This is a genomic window from Kitasatospora sp. NPDC001527 (assembly GCF_040298605.1).
Classification (GTDB): domain Bacteria; phylum Actinomycetota; class Actinomycetes; order Streptomycetales; family Streptomycetaceae; genus Kitasatospora.
Genome location: NZ_JBEPAM010000031.1, coordinates 79369 through 96890, shown reverse-complemented (window position 1 = coordinate 96890; position 17522 = coordinate 79369). Strand labels below are relative to the sequence as shown.

The following is a 17522-nucleotide window of genomic DNA, read 5'->3' as shown; positions in this document are numbered from 1 at the left end:
TGACTTTTGGCACGCTGTTGAGTTCTCAAGGAACGGACGCTTCCATCAGGCGGCTTTCACACCGGCCCTCCGGGCGCTTCGTTCTTTCGTGTTTCGAGCTTACCAGATCCGTTTCCCGGCGCTTAACCGGTGCTTTTCGCTTCCGAAATCTGGTGTTAACCGCCGACTCGCGGCGACTCGACCAACCATAGCGGGTCCCCGGCCGGAGCGCGAATCGAGCCACGCCGGGGGCCACCCGCCCGGACGTGTGATTTGTTGCTCTCGCGAGCATATACAGCAATGGTCCCGATTCGCCAAGATGCCTGTAGAGTGCGGCGCATCGGCCAAGAGGACTAGACCACTAGCGGTCGGCGAGATGGCCGACCGGTGAGGGCAGGCGGTATGGGCCGACTGCCCGGGAATGTCAGCAGATGTCCGAAGTTGACATGATTTAGGCTTCAGTCGATCGCCCTGCCGCGTTCGCGGCCGCTCGCCTGTACTGCGCACTTGGGAGGCTCAACCATGACCACTGTGACGTCGCCGCTGACCGGCAAGGTCGTCGGGCTCGCCGGCGTGCCGGACCCCGTCTTCTCGGGTGCGATGGTCGGCCCCGGCACCGCGATCGACCCCGTGCGCGAGCAGACCGAGGCGGTCGCTCCGGTGGACGGCGTGGTCGTGTCCATGCACCCGCACGCGTTCGTCGTCGTCGACGCGGACGGACACGGCGTTCTGACCCACCTGGGCATCGACACCGTCCAGCTGAACGGTGAGGGCTTCGAACTGCTCGTCAGCAAGGGCGACACCGTTACCCGCGGCCAGGCCGTCATCAAGTGGGACCCGGCCGCCGTCGAGGCCGCCGGCAAGTCGCCCATCTCGCCGATCGTCGCGCTGGAGGCCTCCGCCGACGCGCTGGGCGGGGTCCTGGAGAGCGGGGAGGTCGCCGTCGGCGACGCCCTGTTCGACTGGAGCTGACCTCTCCCCCTTCCTTCCCGACACACCCGCCCCGCCGCTCCGGTCGGGGCGGCCCGGCACACAGCGGTACCCGGCGGGGCCGCCTCTCTCACGGAGACAGATATGGAGAAGACGCTGCGCGGCGTGGGTGTCAGCCACGGGGTCGCGATCGGCCAGGTACGGCACATGGGGACGGCGGTGCTGGAGCCCCCGGCCGCCCAGATCCCCACCGAGGACGCTCCGCGTGAGCAGGCCCGCGCCCAGGCTGCCGTCGAGGCGGTTGCCGCGGACCTGACCGCCCGCGGCAACCTGGCCGGCGGCGAGGCCCAGGCCGTGCTGGAGGCCCAGGCGCTGATGGCGCAGGACCCCGAGCTGATGGCCGACGTCGCCCGCCGGATCGCGGTCGGCAGCAGTGCCGAGCGCGGCGTCTACGATGCCTTCGCCGCCTACCGGGCGCTGCTCGCCTCCGCCGGGGAGTACCTCGCGGGCCGGGTGGCCGACCTGGATGACGTGCGGAACCGCATCGTCGCGCGGCTGCTGGGTGTCCCGATGCCGGGTGTGCCGGACAGCGACGAGCCGTACGTGCTGTTCGCCCGGGACCTCGCGCCGGCCGACACCGCGCTGCTGGACCCCACGCTGGTGCTCGGCTTCGTGACCGAGGAGGGCGGGCCGACCAGCCACAGCGCCATCCTGGCGCGGGCCATGGGCGTGCCGGCCGTGGTCGCGCTGCCGGGGGCGACCGAGGTCGCCGAGGGCACCGTCGTCGCGGTGGACGGCAGCTCCGGTGACGTGCTGGTCGAGCCGGGCGAGGAGAAGAAGGAGGAGCTGCGCCGGATCGCCGCCGAGCGCAAGGCGGCGCTCGCCGCCTCCTCCGGCCCGGGTGCGACCTCGGACGGGCACAAGGTGCCGCTGCTGGCCAACGTCGGCGGCCCGGGCGACCTGCCGGCCGCGCTGGAGGCGGGCGCCGAGGGCGTCGGGCTCTTCCGCACCGAGTTCCTGTTCCTGGACGACTCGGCCAAGGCGCCCAGCGAGGAGAAGCAGGTCGAGGCGTACCGCAAGGTCCTGGAGGCGTTCCCGGAGAACCGGGTCGTCGTCCGGGTGCTCGACGCGGGCGCGGACAAGCCGCTGGACTTCCTGACCCCGGCCGACGAGCCCAACCCGGCGCTGGGCGTGCGCGGGCTGCGCACCCTGCTGGAGCACCCGGAGGTGCTGCGCACCCAGCTGCGGGCGCTGGCGAAGGCCGCCGAGGGCCTGCCGGTGCACCTTGAGGTGATGGCCCCGATGGTGGCCGACCGCAAGGACGCCAAGGAGTTCGCCGAGGCGTGTCGCGAGGCCGGGCTGAACGCCAAGTTCGGTGCGATGGTGGAGATCCCGTCGGCCGCGCTGCGGGCGCGCTCGATCCTCCAGGAGGTCGAGTTCCTGTCGCTGGGCACCAACGACCTCGCGCAGTACGCCTTCGCCGCCGACCGGCAGGTCGGTGCGCTGGCCCGGCTTCAGGACCCGTGGCAGCCGGCGCTGCTGGACCTGATCGCCGCCGCGGCCGAGGCCGCGCAGGCCGAGGGCAAGAGCTGCGGCGTCTGTGGCGAGGCCGCCTCGGACCCGCTGCTCGCCGTGGTGCTGACCGGTCTCGGTGTCACCAGCCTGTCGATGGGCGCGGCGTCGATCCCCTACGTGCGGACCGCGCTGGCCAAGTACACCCTGGCGCAGTGCCGTCGGGCCGCCGAGGCGGCGCGGTCGGCGGACAGCGCCGACGAGGCGCGGGCCGCCGCGCAGCAGGTGCTGTCGGGCGAGTAGCCGCCGCATCCGTAGAGCTGTACAGGGCGGTACCGGAACGCCCGGAGGGGCCCTTCCACTGTGGCTGTGGAAGGGCCCCTCCGGTGTGTCCGGGCCGGGTGCGGTCGGCTACCGGTGGGCTACCGGGCGGCGCGGTCGCGGCGGAGCTGCTCGAACCAGCGCAGGTGGTCGAGGTTGTCGACGGAGCCGGGGTTGACGGCCTGGTCGAGCGGGGTGCCGGAGAGCAGGCGCTTGACCGGGACCTCGATGCGCTTGCCGGTCAGGGTGTGCGGCAGGCCGCGGACGGCGATGACCTCGTCGGGGACGTGGCGCGGGGAGAGCTCGGTGCGCAGCGAGGTGCGGATGCGGCCGATGAGGTCCTTGTCGAGCTCGGCGCCGGGGGCGAGGACGACGAAGAGCGGCATCCAGTAGCCGCCGTCGGGCTCCTCCAGGCCGATGACCAGGGACTCGGCGATCTCGGGGAGGCGTTCGACGACCTCGTAGATGTCGGAGGAGCCCATCCGCACGCCCTGGCGGTTGAGGGTGGAGTCCGAGCGGCCGTGGATGACGACGGTGCCGCGGGAGGTGACGGTGATCCAGTCGCCGTGGCGCCAGACACCGGGGTAGGTGTCGAAGTAGCTGTCGTGGTAGCGGGTGCCCTCGGGGTCGTTCCAGAAGCCGGTGGGCATGGACGGGATGGGCTTGGTGACGACGAGTTCGCCGACCTCGTCGGTGAGCGGCCGGCCCTGGACGTCCCAGGACTCGACGGCGGCGCCGAGGCAGGGGGCCTGGATCTCGCCGAGGTGGACGGGGAGGGTGGGGACGCCGCCGACGAAGCAGGAGCAGACGTCGGTGCCGCCGCTGACGGAGGCGAGCCAGACGTCCTCCTTCACCTCGTCGTAGATCCAGCGGAAGCCGTCGGGCGGCAGCGGGGAGCCGGTGGTGCCGATGCAGCGCACGGCGGAGAGGTCGAGGTCGCGGCCGGGGTGCAGCTCGGCCTTGCGACTGGCGATCACGTAGGCCGCGGAGGTGCCGAGGACGGTGGCGCGGGTGCGGGCGGCGACGGACCACAGGGCGCCGGTGTCGGGGTGGCCGGGGCTGCCGTCGTAGGTGACGACCGTGGATCCGACGAGGAGGCCGGCGAGGAGGAAGTTCCACATCATCCAGCCGGTGGAGGTGTACCAGAGGAAGCGGTCGTCGGGGCCGAGGTCGAGGTGGAGGCCGGCCTGCTTGAGGTGCTCGACGAGGATGCCGCCCTGGCTCTGCACGATGGCCTTGGGCAGGCCGGTGGTGCCGGAGGAGTAGAGGACCCAGAGCGGGTGGTCGAAGGGGACCGGCTCGAAGACCGGCTCGGTGTCGGCGGCGGTCAGGTCGTCCCAGGTCAGCGCGCCCTCGGGGGCGGGGGCGCCGAGCAGGGGGACGTGCACGACGGTGCGCAGCGAGGGGAGTTCGCGGCGGATCTCGGCGACGACCTCCGTGCGGTCGTGGTCCTTGCCGCCGTAGTGGTAGCCGTCGACGGCGAAGAGGACGACGGGCTCGATCTGCTGGAGGCGGTCGAGGACGCTGCGGGCGCCGAAGTCGGGGGCGCAGCTGGTCCAGACGGCGCCGACGGCGGCGGTGGCGAGGAGGGCGACGGCGGCCTGCGGGACGTTGGGCAGGTAGGCGCTGACCCGGTCGCCGGGGCGCACGCCGTGGGCCCGGAGGGCGGCGGCGAGGGAGCCGACCTGGCGGCGCAGTTCGGCCCAGGTGAGGACGGCGGGCTCGTCGGTGGTCTCGTCGAGGTGGAGGATCGCCGGGCGGTCGGCGAAGCCGTCCCGCTCGCCGGCGCGCAGGGCGTGCTCGGCGTAGTTGAGGCGGGCGCCGGGGAACCAGCGGGCGCCGGGCATCGCGGGGTCGGCGAGGACGGCGTCGGGGGCCTCGGTGAAGCGGACGTCGAACCACTGGGTGACGGCGGTCCAGAAGCGGTCGAGGTCCTCGACCGACCAGGCGTGCAGGGCGGCGTAGCGGGCGGCGGCCTGGTCGTCGTCGGTGGTCGGGGCGAGCGGGGCGGCCGGGGCGCCGTGGTGCTCGGCGGCCCAGGCCTGGAAGGCCACGATCCCGGTGCCGGCGGCACGCGCGGGGTCGGGGCGCCAGAGCGGTTGGTCCTGGGATGGGGTGCTCACGGTGGTGGTCTCCCGGCCGGTGATGAGGGCGGACGGGGGTGCTTGTGGCAGGGCCCGCGTCCGGTTGGGGGCTGTCGGTGCAGACCCTGCCACGTGATAGGCCGGTGCGCCAGGGTCTGCCCGGCCGGTGGGGCGGTGCCCGGGTTGCCTGGTCAGAGGCGGGAGAACTCGCCGTTGAACCAGGAGCGGGAGACGCGGGTGTGGAAGGGGAAGGCGAGCGGGGTCTCGGGGGTGGCGAGCTGCCAGCCGTCGGTCTCGTCGGTGGGGACGGAGGGCGGGAGGGCGGCGAGCGGACGGGCGGGGAGCAGGCCGAAGAGGCAGAGGAAGCCGCCGCGGGCGTCGGAGTCGGTGGCGACCAGGGTGATGTCGGCGGCGTCGGCGAGGATGCCGGTCTCCTCGCGCAGTTCGCGCACGCAGGCCTGCTGCCAGCTCTCGCCGTAGTCGATGTAGCCGCCGGGGAGGGCGAGTTCGCCGTAGCCGGGTTCGATGGTGCGGCGGATGACCACGAGGGTGGGGGCGGTGCCGGACGCCTCGGTGACGGGGAGGAGGGTGACGACGACGGGCAGCGGGTTGCGGTAGCTGATCTCGGTGCAGTGCGGGCAGGTCCGGGGCCAGGCGGAGGTGCCGGGCGGGTAGGGGGCACCGCAGAAGTGGCAGTGGGAGTTGGCCCTGTGGCGCACCGTGCCGGTCTCGTGAGTCGTCATGGCCGGATGGTAGTCCGGGCGGGCGGGGCCGGGTCAGGGGGTCGGCGGACGTCAGGGGGTCGGCGGCGGATCGCTGCGGGTGGGGCGGAGCAGGGCGGGGTGGAGGAGGCGCGCGTCGCCGGCGTGGTAGGTGCGGGCGCGGGGGCCGCCGCGGGCGCCGCCACGGTCGGTGGTGGTGCCGGTGCTCTCGACGAAGCCGGGGACGGAGAGCACCTTGCGGTGGAAGTTGCCGGGGTGGAGCTTCTCGTCCCAGACGGCCTCGTAGACGGCGCGCAACTCGGGGATGGTGAAGTCGTGGGGGAGGAAGGCGGTGGCCAGCGGGCTGTACTCGATCTTGGCGCGGGCGCGCTCCAGGCCGTCGGCGAGGATCCGGGCGTGGTCGAAGGCGAGCTCGATCGGCGTCTCGGCCGTCCCGGACGTCCCGTCGGCTGCGGCGTCCGTGGGCTCGGTGGAGCCGGTGCGCCCGTCGACGCCACCCCCGTGGGTGTCGGCGGGCGCACCGGCGGTCTCGGTCCGGCCGGTGGGCCGGAGGTCGAGGGCGGTGACGGGGTGCCAGGCGGCGTGGGCCGCGTCGCTGCCGGCCTGCGGGTCGGGCAGGTCCGGGGCGAAGGCGAGGTAGGCGACGGAGACCACGTGCATCCGCGGGTCGCGGTCGGGTGCGCCGTAGCTGCCGAGCTGTTCGAGGTGGATGCGGCTGAGGGCGGCCTCGGCCCCGGCGGTGCCGTGCAGCCCGGTCTCCTCGGCGAACTCACGGGCGGCGGCCTCGTCGAGGCTCTCCTCGCCGGCCCGCAGGAAGCCGCCGGGCAGTGCCCAGCGGCCCCGGTAGGGCGGGAGGGCGCGGTCGACGAGCAGGACGTGCGGGCGGCCGTGGCGCAGGGTGAGGGCGACGACGTCGACGGTGACGGCGACCGGGGTGTAGGCGCGCGGGTCGTAGGCGGCGAGCCATTCCTGCTCGGTGCTGTCCACGGTGCGCGCGCTCCTCTCCACCGGGCCGTCGGGGGCGTCCTTCTCGGACTGAGCAGAACGTAGCCGTCTCTTGACTCTGCGGCAAATCAATTTCCCCCCGGACCGCCCGCCGCTCCCCCGCGCTGCTCCTAGGCTGTGACCAGGACGTTCCCCGAGGAGGCCGCGATGGGCGCACCCGGCGTGCCGGACTTCGCCGCCGCGCTGGCGGCCGGGCCGCTGGTGCTGGACGGCGGGCTGTCCGACCAGCTGGCGGCGGGCGGGCACGACCTGGCGGACGCGCTGTGGTCGGCGCGGCTGCTGGCGGACGCGCCGGAGGCGGTGGTGGCGGCGCACCGGGCGTACTTCGCGGCGGGTGCGCGGGTCGCGATCACCGCGAGCTACCAGGCGAGCTTCGCCGGCTTCGCGCGGCGCGGGATCGGCCGGGACGGGGCGGCGCGGCTGCTGGCGCGCAGCGTGGCGCTGGCGCGGGAGGCGGCGCGCGGGCTGCCGGGGCCGCGCCGGTGGGTGGCGGCGTCGGTCGGGCCGTACGGGGCGGTGCTGGCGGACGGGTCGGAGTACCGGGGCCGCTACGGGCTGACGGCGGCGGAGCTGGAGGCGTTCCACCGGCCGCGGCTGGAGGTGCTGGCGGCGGCGGGCCCGGATGTGCTGGCGCTGGAGACGGTGCCGGACGTGGCGGAGGCGCGGGTGCTGCTGCGGGCGGTGCGCGGGCTGGGGGTGCCGGCCTGGCTGTCGTTCGGCGCGGCGGGCGGGCTGACCCGGGCGGGGCAGCCGCTCGCGGAGGCGTTCGCGCTGGCGGCGGAGGCGGACGAGGTGGTGGCGGTGGGGGTGAACTGCTGCGCGCCCGAGGACGCGGACCTGGCGGTGGGACTGGCGGCGCGGGTGTCCGGCAAGCCGGTGGTGGTGTATCCGAACAGCGGCGAGGGCTGGGACGCGGCGGCCGGGGCGTGGTGCGGCGAGCCGACCTTCGAGGCGCGCAGGGTGGCCGGGTGGCTGGCGGCGGGGGCGCGGCTGGTGGGCGGCTGCTGCCGGGTCGGGCCGGCCGGGATCCGGGCGGTGGCCGCGCAGGTGGCGGCCGCCGGGCGGGCGGGGGTGTGACGGCGAGCCCTCGACGGCGGGCCGGGGCGGGGTTACCGAGGGGGAAGGTGCACGGAACGGGGACGGCCTGGCAGACTCGTGCCGTCACCACTGCGGTCGACAATGTCGACCGCCTCTCAGCGCGGAGGTACCCATGCCCGGCCCGATCCAGTCGCTCTCCCGGGCCGCCGCGATCATGCGCCTGCTGGCCGGCGGCGAGCGCCGCCTGGGCCTGTCGGACGTCGCGACGGCGCTGGGCCTGGCCAAGGGCACCGCGCACGGCATCCTGCGCACCCTCCAGCAGGAGGGGTTCGTGGAGCAGGACCCGGAGAGCGGCAAGTACCAGCTGGGCGCCGAGCTGCTGCGGCTCGGGCAGAGCTACCTGGACGTGCACGAGCTGCGCGCGCGGGCCCTGGTGTGGGCCGACGACCTGGCCAGGGCGGCCGGGGAGACCGTGTACCTGGGGGTGCTGCACCAGCGCGGGGTGCTGATCGTGCACCACGTGTTCCGGCCGGACGACACCCGGCAGGTGCTGGAGGTCGGCTCGATGCAGCCGCTGCACTCGACCGCGCTGGGCAAGGTGCTGGTGGCCTACGACCCGGTGGCCCGCGGCGAGCTGGGCGAGGGCCCGTTCGAGTCGTACACCGCGCGTACGCTGACCGATCCGGCGGACGTGGACGCCGAGGCGGCGCTGACCCGCGAGCGGGGCTGGGCGGACTCGATCGAGGAGACCTGGGAGGGCGTGGCCTCGATCGGCGCACTGATCCAGGACCGGCGGCGCAACCCGGTCGGCGCGGTCTGCATCAGCGGCGCGGTCGAGCGGGTCTGCGAGGACGGCTTCGTGAAGCCCTCGCTGGTCGCGTCGGTGCGCAGCGCGGCGCGCGCGATCTCCCGGGACCTGGGCGCCGGGCGGTTCTGAGCGGCGGCCGCAGGGCCGCCGGCACCCGACGGAACGTTCACGCTGAGGCGCGGACGGGCGAAATGCCCGTCCGCGCCTTACCGTTTTGTCCAAAATTCCGATGATCCATCCGGTGACGCCGGGTAGCGCGGGACGACAAGGGTCACAGCTGCGTAACCCGGCCTTGACGAGAGGGCGACCCGGGGAGGAAGCTTCCGCATGACGGTCGACATTGTCGAACGATGGCCGTGCGAATCGATCCCACAAGGCGCTCACCCGCCCAGCGGTCGCCCGGCCCCTGCCCCCACCCGCACCCCCGGGCCATATGGACAAGGGAGTCTTTGTGTCCGCGTTCTCCAACGGCGACATCTTCGTCGGCGAAACCCTCGGCACCGCCGCCCTGATACTCCTCGGCGGCGGCGTCTGTGCCGCCGTGACGCTCAAGAAGTCGAAGGCCCTGAACGCCGGCTGGCTGGCGATCACCTTCGGCTGGGGCTTCGCGGTGATGATCGCCGCCTACATGTCGGCCCCGAAGTCCGGCGCCCACCTGAACCCGGCCGTCACCCTGGCCATCGCCGTCGACAGCGGCGACTGGAGCAAGGTCCCGCTCTACCTGGTCTCCCAGCTGATCGGCGCGATGATCGGCGCCGTCCTGGTCTGGCTCACCTACCTCGGCCAGTTCCAGGCCAACCAGGAGCCCACCCTCGGCATCTTCTCGACCGGCCCCGAGATCCGGAACCCGGTCCAGAACCTGCTCACCGAGATCATCGGCACCTTCGTGCTCGCCCTGGCCATCCTGACCCAGGGCCTGACCAAGGGCCTCGGCCTGTCCGGCACCGGCATCCTGATCGTCGCCTTCACCGTCGTCGGCATCGGTCTGTCCCTCGGCGGCCCGACCGGGTACGCCATCAACCCGGTCCGCGACCTCGGTCCGCGCATCGTCCACTCGCTGCTGCCGATCCCGAACAAGGGCGGCTCGGACTGGTCCTACGCCTGGATCCCGGTGGCCGGCCCGGTCATCGGCGGTCTGCTGGCCGGCGGCCTGTACCACGCCGCGTTCTGACCGAACGGGTTTCCACCCCGCCCGGACCCGGGGACTGACCTGAGAGTCAGGCCCACCCTCCCCCGCACACCTTCTCTAGCCGAGGACCCTCATGACCTCCACTGGCAACTACATCGCCGCGATCGACCAGGGCACCACCTCCAGCCGCTGCATCATCTTCGGCGCCGACGGCCGCATCGTCGCCGTCGACCAGCAGGAGCACCGGCAGATCTTCCCCCAGCCCGGCTACGTCGAGCACGACGCCGCCGAGATCTGGACCCGGGTGCAGTCGGTCGTCCGCGGTGCGCTGGAGAAGGCCGGCCTGACCAAGGACGACATCCGCGCCGTCGGCATCACCAACCAGCGCGAGACCACCGTCCTGTGGGACAGGCACACCGGCGAGCCGGTGCACAACGCGCTGGTGTGGCAGGACACCCGCACCGAGGCGCTCTGCCGCGAGCTGGGCCGCAACGTCGGCCAGGACCGCTTCCGCCGCGAGACCGGCCTGCCGCTGGCCAGCTACTTCGCCGGCCCGAAGATCCGCTGGCTGCTGGACAACGTCGAGGGCCTGCGCGAGCGCGCCGAGGCCGGCGACATCCTCTTCGGCACCATGGACACCTGGGTCATCTGGAACCTCACCGGCGGTGTCGACGGCGGCCGGCACGTCACGGACGTCACCAACGCCAGCCGCACCATGCTGATGAACCTGCACACCCTGCAGTGGGACGAGAAGATCGCCGAGTCGATGGGCGTGCCGATGGCCGTCCTGCCGGAGATCCGGTCCTCCGCCGAGGTGTACGGCGAGGCCGTCGGCGACCTGGCGGGCGTGCCGGTCGCCGCCGCGCTCGGCGACCAGCAGGCCGCGCTGTTCGGCCAGACCTGCTTCGACGAGGGCGAGGCCAAGTCCACCTACGGCACCGGCACCTTCCTGCTGCTCAACACCGGCGAGAAGGTCGTCAACTCCTACCACGGCCTGCTGACCACGGTCGGCTACCGGATCGGCGACCAGAAGCCGGTCTACGCCCTGGAGGGCTCGATCGCCGTCACCGGCTCGCTCGTCCAGTGGCTGCGCGACCAGCTCGGCATCATCTCCACCGCCGCCGAGATCGAGACCCTGGCCAACACGGTCGAGGACAACGGCGGCGCCTACTTCGTCCCGGCGTTCTCCGGCCTGTTCGCCCCGTACTGGCGCTCCGACGCCCGCGGTGTGATCGCCGGCCTCACCCGGTACGTCACCAAGGGCCACCTGGCCCGGGCCGTCCTGGAGGCCACCGCCTGGCAGACCCGCGAGGTCGTCGACGCCATGCAGAAGGACTCCGGGGTCGAGCTCACCGCCCTCAAGGTCGACGGCGGCATGACCAGCAACAACCTGCTCATGCAGAACATCGCCGACGTCCTGGACGCCCCGGTCGAGCGCCCGTACGTGGCCGAGACCACCGCCCTGGGCGCCGCCTACGCGGCCGGTCTGGCGGTCGGCTTCTGGAGCGACCTCGACACCCTGCGGGCCAACTGGCACCGCGCCGCCGAGTGGACCCCGCGGATGGACGAGGCCACCCGGGAGCGCGAGTACAAGAAGTGGCTGAAGGCCGTCGAGCGCACCATGGGCTGGGTGGAGGAGGAAGAGACCGACTGACCGCGACGCCGGTCGGGGCACGCGCCCCGGCCGGCCCGCTCCCGTTTCACCGGCCCGCCGCACCGGGCCGACCCGGCCTCTCCGCAGGGGCCGTACGCACACCGAGAGGAGTAACGGCGCCGCCCGACCCGCGCGCCGTACACACACCATGGCAACCATTCCGACCCTGGGCGCCGAGCTGACCGCCGGCCGCACCGCCTCCCGCGCCGAGACCCGCGAGCTGCTCGGCAAGGCCACCTACGACCTGCTGGTGATCGGAGGCGGAATCCTCGGCACCGCCGTCGCCTGGACCGCGTCCCAGGCCGGTCTGAAGGTCGCCATGGTCGACGCCGGCGACTTCGCCGGCGCCACCTCCAGCGCCTCCTCGAAGCTCGTCCACGGCGGCCTGCGCTACCTGCAGACCGGCGCGGTGAAGCTGGTCGCCGAGAACCACAAGGAGCGCCGCGCGCTCTCCACCGACGTCGCCCCGCACCTGGTCAACCCGCTGACCTTCTTCGTGCCGGTCTACAAGGGCGGCCCGCACAGCGCGCCCAAGCTCGGCGCCGGCGTGTTCCTGTACTCGGCGCTCTCCGCCTTCCGCGACGGCATGGGCCGGGTCTCCACCGCCGCGCACGCCGCTCAGCAGGTGCCCGCGCTGCGCACCGAGGGCCTGCGCTCGGTGGCCGTCTACGGCGACCACCAGATGAACGACTCCCGGGTCGCGGTGATGACCGTGCGCGCCGCCGTCGAGGCCGGCGCGGTCGTGCTCAACCACGCCGAGGTCACCGGCCTGCGCTTCACCGGCGGCCGGGTCACCGGCGCCGAGCTGAAGGACCGCATGGACGGCACCGAGTTCGGCGTGGACGCCCGCCTGGTGCTGAACGCCACCGGCCCGTGGGTGGACCACCTGCGCCGGATGGAGGACGCCGGCGCCGCGCCGTCGATCCGGCTGTCCAAGGGCGCCCACGTGGTGGTCAAGCGCCGCTCCCCGTGGCGCGCCGCGCTGACCATCCCGATCGACAAGTACCGCGTCTCCTTCGCCATCCCGTGGGAGGACCACGTCCTGCTCGGCACCACCGACGAGGAGTACACCGGCGACCCGAAGGACGTCCGGGCCACCGAGGCGGACGTCGACCAGATCCTCGGCGAGGCCGCGCACGCGATCCGCGACGAGCACCTCGACCGCGACCTGATCACCTACACCTTCGCCGGCCTTCGGGTGCTGCCCGGCGGCCCGGGCGACACCGCCGCCGCCAAGCGCGAGACGGTCGTCACCGAGGGCAAGGGCGGCATGCTGTCGGTCGCCGGCGGCAAGTGGACCACCTACCGCCACATCGGCCGCACCGTGCTGGAGAAGCTGGCCCACGTGCCCGGCACCTCGCTCGGCGAGGACATCTCCCCGATCGCCCCGACCGTGCCGCTGCCGGGCGTCGGCGCGCCGAACGCCGTCGCGCACCGCCTGCTGATCGACCGCGAGCCGGGCTCGCGGATGGAGCCGCTGGTCGCCAAGCACCTGGCCGGCCACTACGGCACGCTGTCCTTCGACATCGCCCGGATGATCGACGAGAACCCGGAGCTCGGCCGGCCGATCCACGAGGACGGCCCGGACGTCTGGGCGCAGGTCGCCTACGCGGCCGACCACGAGTGGGCGTACACCGCGGACGACGTGCTGCGCCGGCGCACCACGATGACCGTCCGGGGCCTGGACACCCCGGAGGTCCGTGCCGAGGTCGAGGCCTTCCTCGCCAAGCGCGGAACGAAGTAGCGGCGAGCACCCTCCGACCCGACGGGCGGGCACCCCGGGGCTGGGGGCGCCCGCCCGTCGGCATGCCCGCCGACCTGCGCGGACGATCAGTCGCGGGGGGGCGCCCGGCGACGGGTCCGCGTGGAAGGTCAGCCGCACGCTCCGCCCGGACGGCGCGGACGGCGGGGGCAGCGGGGGCGGGAGCCGGGGCGGCCGGCGGGTCCCGCTGGTCCGACCCCCGCGGTGGAACGGACGAACGGGCGGGCGCTCCTCGTGGCGCGCCCGCCCGTTCGGCGTGGTGACCGGGACCCGCCCGGCCGGCTGGCCCGGCCCGCTAGATGATCAGGCTGAGCGGCATGATCAGGGCGATCGCGACCACCGAGATCACCGTCTCCATCACCGACCAGGACTTCAGCGTCTGGCCGACGCTCATCCCGAAGTACTCCTTCACCAGCCAGAAGCCGGCGTCGTTGACGTGCGACAGGAACAGCGATCCGGCGCCGATGGCCAGCACCAGCAGGGCCGCGTGGGTGGACGACATGTCGGCCGCCAGCGGGGCGACGATGCCGGCCGCGGTGATGGTGGCGACCGTCGCCGAGCCGGTGGCGAGCCGGATCAGCACCGCGATCAGCCAGCCGAGCAGCAGCGCCGAGATGTGCCACTTGGACGACCACTCGCTGACCGCGTTGCCGACGCCCACGTCGATCAGGGTCTGCTTGAAGCCGCCGCCCGCGCCGACGATGAAGACGATGCCGGCGATCGGGCCGAGCGACTTGCCGACGGTGTCGGAGATCCGGGCCTTGTCGAAGCCGGCCGCCCGGCCCAGGGTCAGCATGCCGAGCAGGGTCGCCGCGAGCAGGGCGATCAGCGGCGAGCCGATGAAGTCGAAGACCCGCTGCACCATCGCCTCGGGGTCGTCGACGACGACGTCCGCCAGCGCCTTGCCGAGCATCAGCACGACCGGCAGCAGGATGGTCGCCAGCACGGCGCCGAACGAGGGGGTGTGCTCGCGCTCGCCCGCCTTCGCCGCGGCGGCCTCCGGGGCGGTGGCCTCGGGGATCTCCAGCGGTCCGACCCAGCGCTCGGCGAGGCGGGCGAACAGCGGACCGGCGATGATCAGCGTCGGGACGGCGATCAGCAGACCGAGCGCCAGGGTGACGCCCAGGTCGGCCTTGAGCGCGTCGACGGCGACCAGCGGACCGGGGTGCGGGGGCACCAGGCCGTGCAGCACCGAGAGACCGGCCAGCGCCGGGATGCCGATCCGCATCAGCGGGACGTTTCCGCGGCGGGCGACCAGCAGCACGATCGGGATCAGCAGCACCACGCCGACCTCGAAGAACAGCGGCAGGCCGAGCACGGCGGCGATCAGCGCCATCGCCCAGGGCAGCGCCCGGGGCCCGGAGCGGGAGAGCACGGTGTCCGCGATGATGTTGGCGCCGCCCGAGTCGGCGAGCAGCTTGCCGAGCATCGCGCCCAGGCCGATCAGCAGGCCCACGCCCGCGACGGTGGAGCCGAAGCCGGTGGAGAAGCTGGTGAGCAGCTTGTCGAACGGCGCGCCCGCGACGGCGGCCAGCAGGCCCGAGCCGAGGGTCAGGGCCAGGAACGGGTGCAGCTTGAGCTTGGTGATCAGCAGCACGATGGCGCCGATGCTGAGCAGCACCGCGATCAGCAGCTGGGAGTCGCTGCTGGTGTGCGGGAGGGCCGGTGGGGCGGCCGCGAGCACGGTGAGGGTGGGGGACGGGGTCACGCGAGGTCTCCATTGACGGGCCGCAGCAGGGCGACGGCCTTCTCGACGAGTTCTTCGGGGGTCGGCCCGACGTCCAGCACGGCGCCGCGCTCGTCCGGACCGAGGGGTTCCAGGGCGGCGTACTGGGAGCCGAGCAGCGACGGCGGCATGAAGTGGCCGGTGCGGTGGGCGAGCCGGTCCTCGACCAGCTCGGTCCGGCCGCTGAGGTGCAGGAACCAGGCGTCCGGGCAGGCCTCGCGCAGCAGGTCGCGGTAGCCGTGCTTGAGCGCCGAGCAGGTGACCACGCCGCCGGTGCCGGCCTCGGTGCGCTCCGCCAGCCAGGCGCCGATGGCGCGCAGCCAGGGTTCGCGGTCCCGGTCGTCCAGCGGGATGCCGGCCGACATCTTGGCGATGTTGGCCGGCGGGTGGAAGTCGTCCGCCTCGGCGAAGGGGAGCCCGAGGCGGTCGGCCAGCAGGCGGGCCAGGGTGGTCTTGCCGACACCGGAGACGCCCATCACCACGATGGTGAGGGGCGCGCTGGGGGTGTCGTGGTTCTCGACGCTGAGAGCCATGGGTGGTGCTCCTTCGTTGCCTGGCGCCACTATCGCCTCAAAGATATGACGTATTCAAGTGGCGGAAACCAAATCGTCATACTTTTATTCCGATCACTCGGGGGTCGGGACGGACCCCCGGATACCCGGCGGATCCGGACGCAACCGGGGGCGAGCGGGGTGGCGGCACCGGGCGGACCGGGGAGGTCTAGGCTGGCGGGATGGAGATCCAGGGGCTGCCCGGCCGACTGCTCGCGGAACTGGGGCCGGCCATCGCGTCCGGGGAGGTCCCCGAGGGCGCGGTGCTGCGCGCCGAGGAGCTGGAGGAGCGGTTCGGGGTCTCCCGGACGGTGGTCCGCGAGGCGGTCCGGATCCTGGAGGGGATGCACCTGGTGGCCTCCCGCCGCCGGGTCGGCATCACCGTGCAGCCCAGGTCGGACTGGGACGTCTTCGACCCGCTGGTGATCCGCTGGCGGCTGGCCGGCGCCGACCGGTCCGCCCAACTGCGCTCGCTCGGCTCGCTGCGGCTCGCCGTGGAGCCGGCCGCGGCCGCGCTCGCCGCCCGCCACGCCACCGACGACGAGCGGCGCCGGCTCAGCGCGCTGGCGGTCGAGTTGACGATGACCGCGCGCGCCGCCGACCTGGCCACCTTCCTGCGGCACGACATCGACTTCCACACCACCGTGCTGCGGGCCTCGCGCAACGAGATGTTCGCCCACCTCGGGGAGACCGTCGGTGCGGTGCTGACCGGCCGGACCGAGTACCATCTGATGCCCCATCAGCCGGAGCCGTACGCGATCCGGCTGCACCGCGAGGTCGCCGAGGCGGTCTGCGCGGGGGAGGCCGAGCGGGCCGAGCAGGCGATGCGGACCATCGTCGAGGGCGCACTGGCCGAGCTGAACGAACAGCTGGGCTGAGCGAACAACCGGGCCGAGCGGGCCCGGAGTTCGACGGGCTGTTCGGTACGGTCCGGGACGGATCACACGATTTGGTGTCGGTTGGGGGATTCGCGCGCATAGTCCGGGTACGACGGGGCAGAGTGGAGCGCGGGGGCGTATGCTCGGCGCCCGCCCCGCTCGTGTCCACCACCCGTCCGCGCCTGGGGGTCGCCCGATGCCAACCGCCCGCCGTCGCCGCCGTCTTCCCGACGAGGTCCGCAGGGCCGTCGTCCGTGCGGTGCTCTGCCTGGCCTTCACGCTGGTGGGCATCGTGGTGGCGACGCTGTCCTCGTACGCCGACAGCTGGTTGATGACGCCGGCTCTGATGGCGATGGGCCTCGGGGTGTTCGGGACGATGTGGTGTCTGCTGGAGATCCTGATCTCCCGGCAGGTCGCCGCCCAGCGGATGCGCGCGCCGAACTCCGCCTCCCCGATGGCCGGCAGCCGCGCCCCGGCCCGGCCGGTGCCGCCGGCGCCGCGGGCGCCCCTGCCGGGGCCGGGCGCGCAGCAGGCCTACCCTCCCCAGCCCTACCCTCCCCAGCCCTACCCTCCCCAGCCGCATCCGCCCCAGGGACAGCGGCCGCAGGGGTACCCGCCGCCGGCCGGGCCGCCCTACCCGGGCGGTCCGGCGCCGCGTCAGGCGGGGCTGACCACCCGGTAGTGGGTGGTCAGCCGGCGATCCCCGTCCATGACGTGGAAGGCCAGCATCGGCGGGTGGTCGAAGGCGATGCCCGGCCCGCCCTCGCAGGGCAGCGTGACGGTGGAGACCACCCCGGGCGCGACCAGCAGCGGCAGACCGGCGAAGGCGGTCGCCGCGGAGGTGTGCGCGTGGCCGCAGAGCAGGGCGGCCACCCGGGGGTGCCGGCGCAGCACCCGCGCCAGCCGCACCGCGCCGAACTGGCGGACCGGGTCGACGTGGGGCAGGTGCAGTTCCGCCGGCGGGTGGTGGAAGGCCACCAGGGCGGGCAACTCCGTGCGCCCCGTGCCGAGTTCGGCGTCCAGCCAGTCGAGCGTGGCGTCGTCCAGCAGGCCGTCGTCCTGCTGGGGCACCGAGGAGTCGAGCATCAGCACGTCGGCGCCGGGCAGCCGGTGCAGCCGGTTCACCGGCTCCTCCCCCGGCGCTTCGCCGAGCAGCACCTCGCGGTACGGCGAGCGGCGGTCGTGGTTGCCGGGGCAGAGCAGCACCGGGTGCCGCGAGGCCAGCACCTCGGCGACCTGCCGGTACTCCTCCGGCAGGCCGTGGTCGGCGAGGTCCCCGGTGACCAGCACCGCGTCCAGCGGGCCGGGCAGGGCGTCGAGGTACGCCATCACCTGCTCGGCCCGCCGCCGGGCGCGCTCGCCGCCGTCCCGGCGGTGGACCTGGCCGAGGTGGATGTCACTGAGGTGAGCGATCGTCAGCATG

The 17522-nt window shown here is 73.7% G+C and carries 15 protein-coding genes; 9 read left to right on the top strand and 6 right to left on the bottom strand.

Translation table 11 applies throughout. The features are described from left to right. Positions 1 to 501: 501 nt before the first annotated feature. Positions 502 to 951 carry a PTS sugar transporter subunit IIA gene (locus ABT238_RS25305; RefSeq protein WP_350569019.1) on the top strand — a complete coding sequence of 150 codons (450 nt, stop codon included), beginning with the start codon at positions 502 to 504 and terminating at the stop codon, positions 949 to 951. Between the two features lie 102 nt (positions 952 to 1053). Then, positions 1054 to 2724: a phosphoenolpyruvate--protein phosphotransferase gene (gene ptsP, locus ABT238_RS25300; protein WP_350569018.1), complete on the top strand. Its 1671-nt coding sequence runs from the start codon at positions 1054 to 1056 to the stop codon at positions 2722 to 2724. Positions 2725 to 2843: 119 nt separating this feature from the next. Here ptsP and ABT238_RS25295 read toward each other — a convergent pair whose 3' ends face one another. The 3 genes from ABT238_RS25295 to ABT238_RS25285 form a co-directional block, all read right to left on the bottom strand. Beyond that, a complete protein-coding gene (locus ABT238_RS25295) occupies positions 2844 to 4865 on the bottom strand; it encodes an acetoacetate--CoA ligase (protein ID WP_350569016.1) in 2022 nt (673 codons plus the stop codon). Positions 4866 to 5017: 152 nt separating this feature from the next. Beyond that, positions 5018 to 5569 carry an NUDIX domain-containing protein gene (locus ABT238_RS25290; RefSeq protein WP_350569014.1) on the bottom strand — a complete coding sequence of 184 codons (552 nt, stop codon included), beginning with the start codon at positions 5567 to 5569 and terminating at the stop codon, positions 5018 to 5020. 51 nt (positions 5570 to 5620) lie between these two features. Then, complete coding sequence (locus ABT238_RS25285) at positions 5621 to 6535, bottom strand: NUDIX hydrolase (protein WP_350791484.1); 915 nt, start codon at positions 6533 to 6535, stop codon at positions 5621 to 5623. Between the two features lie 165 nt (positions 6536 to 6700). On the opposite strand from ABT238_RS25285, the gene mmuM reads away from it, so the two are divergent. The 5 genes from mmuM to ABT238_RS25260 all read left to right on the top strand — a co-directional run bounded on the left by mmuM (position 6701) and on the right by ABT238_RS25260 (position 12926). After that, entirely contained in the window at positions 6701 to 7630 is a 930-nt protein-coding gene (mmuM, locus tag ABT238_RS25280) for a homocysteine S-methyltransferase (protein ID WP_350569030.1), read from the top strand. 133 nt (positions 7631 to 7763) lie between these two features. Further along, positions 7764 to 8528, top strand: a complete 765-nt coding sequence (locus ABT238_RS25275; RefSeq protein ID WP_350569010.1) for an IclR family transcriptional regulator — start codon at positions 7764 to 7766, stop codon at positions 8526 to 8528. A gap of 322 nt (positions 8529 to 8850) precedes the next feature. After that, entirely contained in the window at positions 8851 to 9570 is a 720-nt protein-coding gene (locus tag ABT238_RS25270) for an MIP/aquaporin family protein (RefSeq protein WP_350569008.1), read from the top strand. Positions 9571 to 9661: 91 nt separating this feature from the next. Further along, positions 9662 to 11182 (top strand): glycerol kinase GlpK, encoded by a 1521-nt coding sequence (gene glpK / locus ABT238_RS25265; protein WP_350791441.1) that lies wholly within the window; start codon positions 9662 to 9664, stop codon positions 11180 to 11182. Positions 11183 to 11330: 148 nt separating this feature from the next. Next, complete coding sequence (locus ABT238_RS25260; RefSeq protein WP_350569005.1) at positions 11331 to 12926, top strand: glycerol-3-phosphate dehydrogenase/oxidase; 1596 nt, start codon at positions 11331 to 11333, stop codon at positions 12924 to 12926. Between the two features lie 313 nt (positions 12927 to 13239). Here the strand turns inward: ABT238_RS25260 and ABT238_RS25255 are convergent, their stop codons facing one another. Next, positions 13240 to 14652: a GntT/GntP/DsdX family permease gene (locus ABT238_RS25255; protein WP_350569003.1), complete on the bottom strand. Its 1413-nt coding sequence runs from the start codon at positions 14650 to 14652 to the stop codon at positions 13240 to 13242. Next, positions 14649 to 15203: a gluconokinase gene (locus tag ABT238_RS25250; RefSeq protein ID WP_350569002.1), complete on the bottom strand. Its 555-nt coding sequence runs from the start codon at positions 15201 to 15203 to the stop codon at positions 14649 to 14651. The genes ABT238_RS25255 and ABT238_RS25250 overlap by 4 nt, the downstream gene beginning before the upstream one ends. Positions 15204 to 15403: 200 nt before the next feature. Between ABT238_RS25250 and ABT238_RS25245 the strand changes: the two genes are divergently transcribed. After that, positions 15404 to 16099 (top strand): FadR/GntR family transcriptional regulator, encoded by a 696-nt coding sequence (locus ABT238_RS25245; RefSeq protein WP_350569000.1) that lies wholly within the window; start codon positions 15404 to 15406, stop codon positions 16097 to 16099. Between the two features lie 196 nt (positions 16100 to 16295). Further along, on the top strand, positions 16296 to 16781 hold the full coding sequence (locus ABT238_RS25240; protein WP_350791391.1) for a hypothetical protein: 486 nt from the start codon (positions 16296 to 16298) through the stop codon (positions 16779 to 16781). Here the strand turns inward: ABT238_RS25240 and ABT238_RS25235 are convergent. Continuing rightward, a complete protein-coding gene (locus ABT238_RS25235) occupies positions 16757 to 17521 on the bottom strand; it encodes a metallophosphoesterase (protein ID WP_350569028.1) in 765 nt (254 codons plus the stop codon). The genes ABT238_RS25240 and ABT238_RS25235 overlap by 25 nt on opposite strands. Position 17522: the final 1 nt, after the last annotated feature.

Excerpts from the sequence above, each read along its gene's own strand:
- ABT238_RS25240 (WP_350791391.1), top strand. The coding sequence starts at position 16,296 with ATGCCAACCGCCCGCCGTCGCCGCCGTCTTCCCGACGAGGTCCGCAGG.
- ABT238_RS25260 (WP_350569005.1), top strand. The coding sequence starts at position 11,331 with ATGGCAACCATTCCGACCCTGGGCGCCGAGCTGACCGCCGGCCGCACC.
- ABT238_RS25305 (WP_350569019.1), top strand. The coding sequence starts at position 502 with ATGACCACTGTGACGTCGCCGCTGACCGGCAAGGTCGTCGGGCTCGCC.
- mmuM (WP_350569030.1), top strand. The coding sequence starts at position 6,701 with ATGGGCGCACCCGGCGTGCCGGACTTCGCCGCCGCGCTGGCGGCCGGG.
- glpK (WP_350791441.1), top strand. The coding sequence starts at position 9,662 with ATGACCTCCACTGGCAACTACATCGCCGCGATCGACCAGGGCACCACC.
- ABT238_RS25235 (WP_350569028.1), bottom strand. The coding sequence starts at position 17,521 with ATGCTGACGATCGCTCACCTCAGTGACATCCACCTCGGCCAGGTCCAC.
- ABT238_RS25245 (WP_350569000.1), top strand. The coding sequence starts at position 15,404 with ATGGAGATCCAGGGGCTGCCCGGCCGACTGCTCGCGGAACTGGGGCCG.
- ABT238_RS25275 (WP_350569010.1), top strand. The coding sequence starts at position 7,764 with ATGCCCGGCCCGATCCAGTCGCTCTCCCGGGCCGCCGCGATCATGCGC.
- ABT238_RS25290 (WP_350569014.1), bottom strand. The coding sequence starts at position 5,569 with ATGACGACTCACGAGACCGGCACGGTGCGCCACAGGGCCAACTCCCAC.
- ABT238_RS25250 (WP_350569002.1), bottom strand. The coding sequence starts at position 15,203 with ATGGCTCTCAGCGTCGAGAACCACGACACCCCCAGCGCGCCCCTCACC.
- ptsP (WP_350569018.1), top strand. The coding sequence starts at position 1,054 with ATGGAGAAGACGCTGCGCGGCGTGGGTGTCAGCCACGGGGTCGCGATC.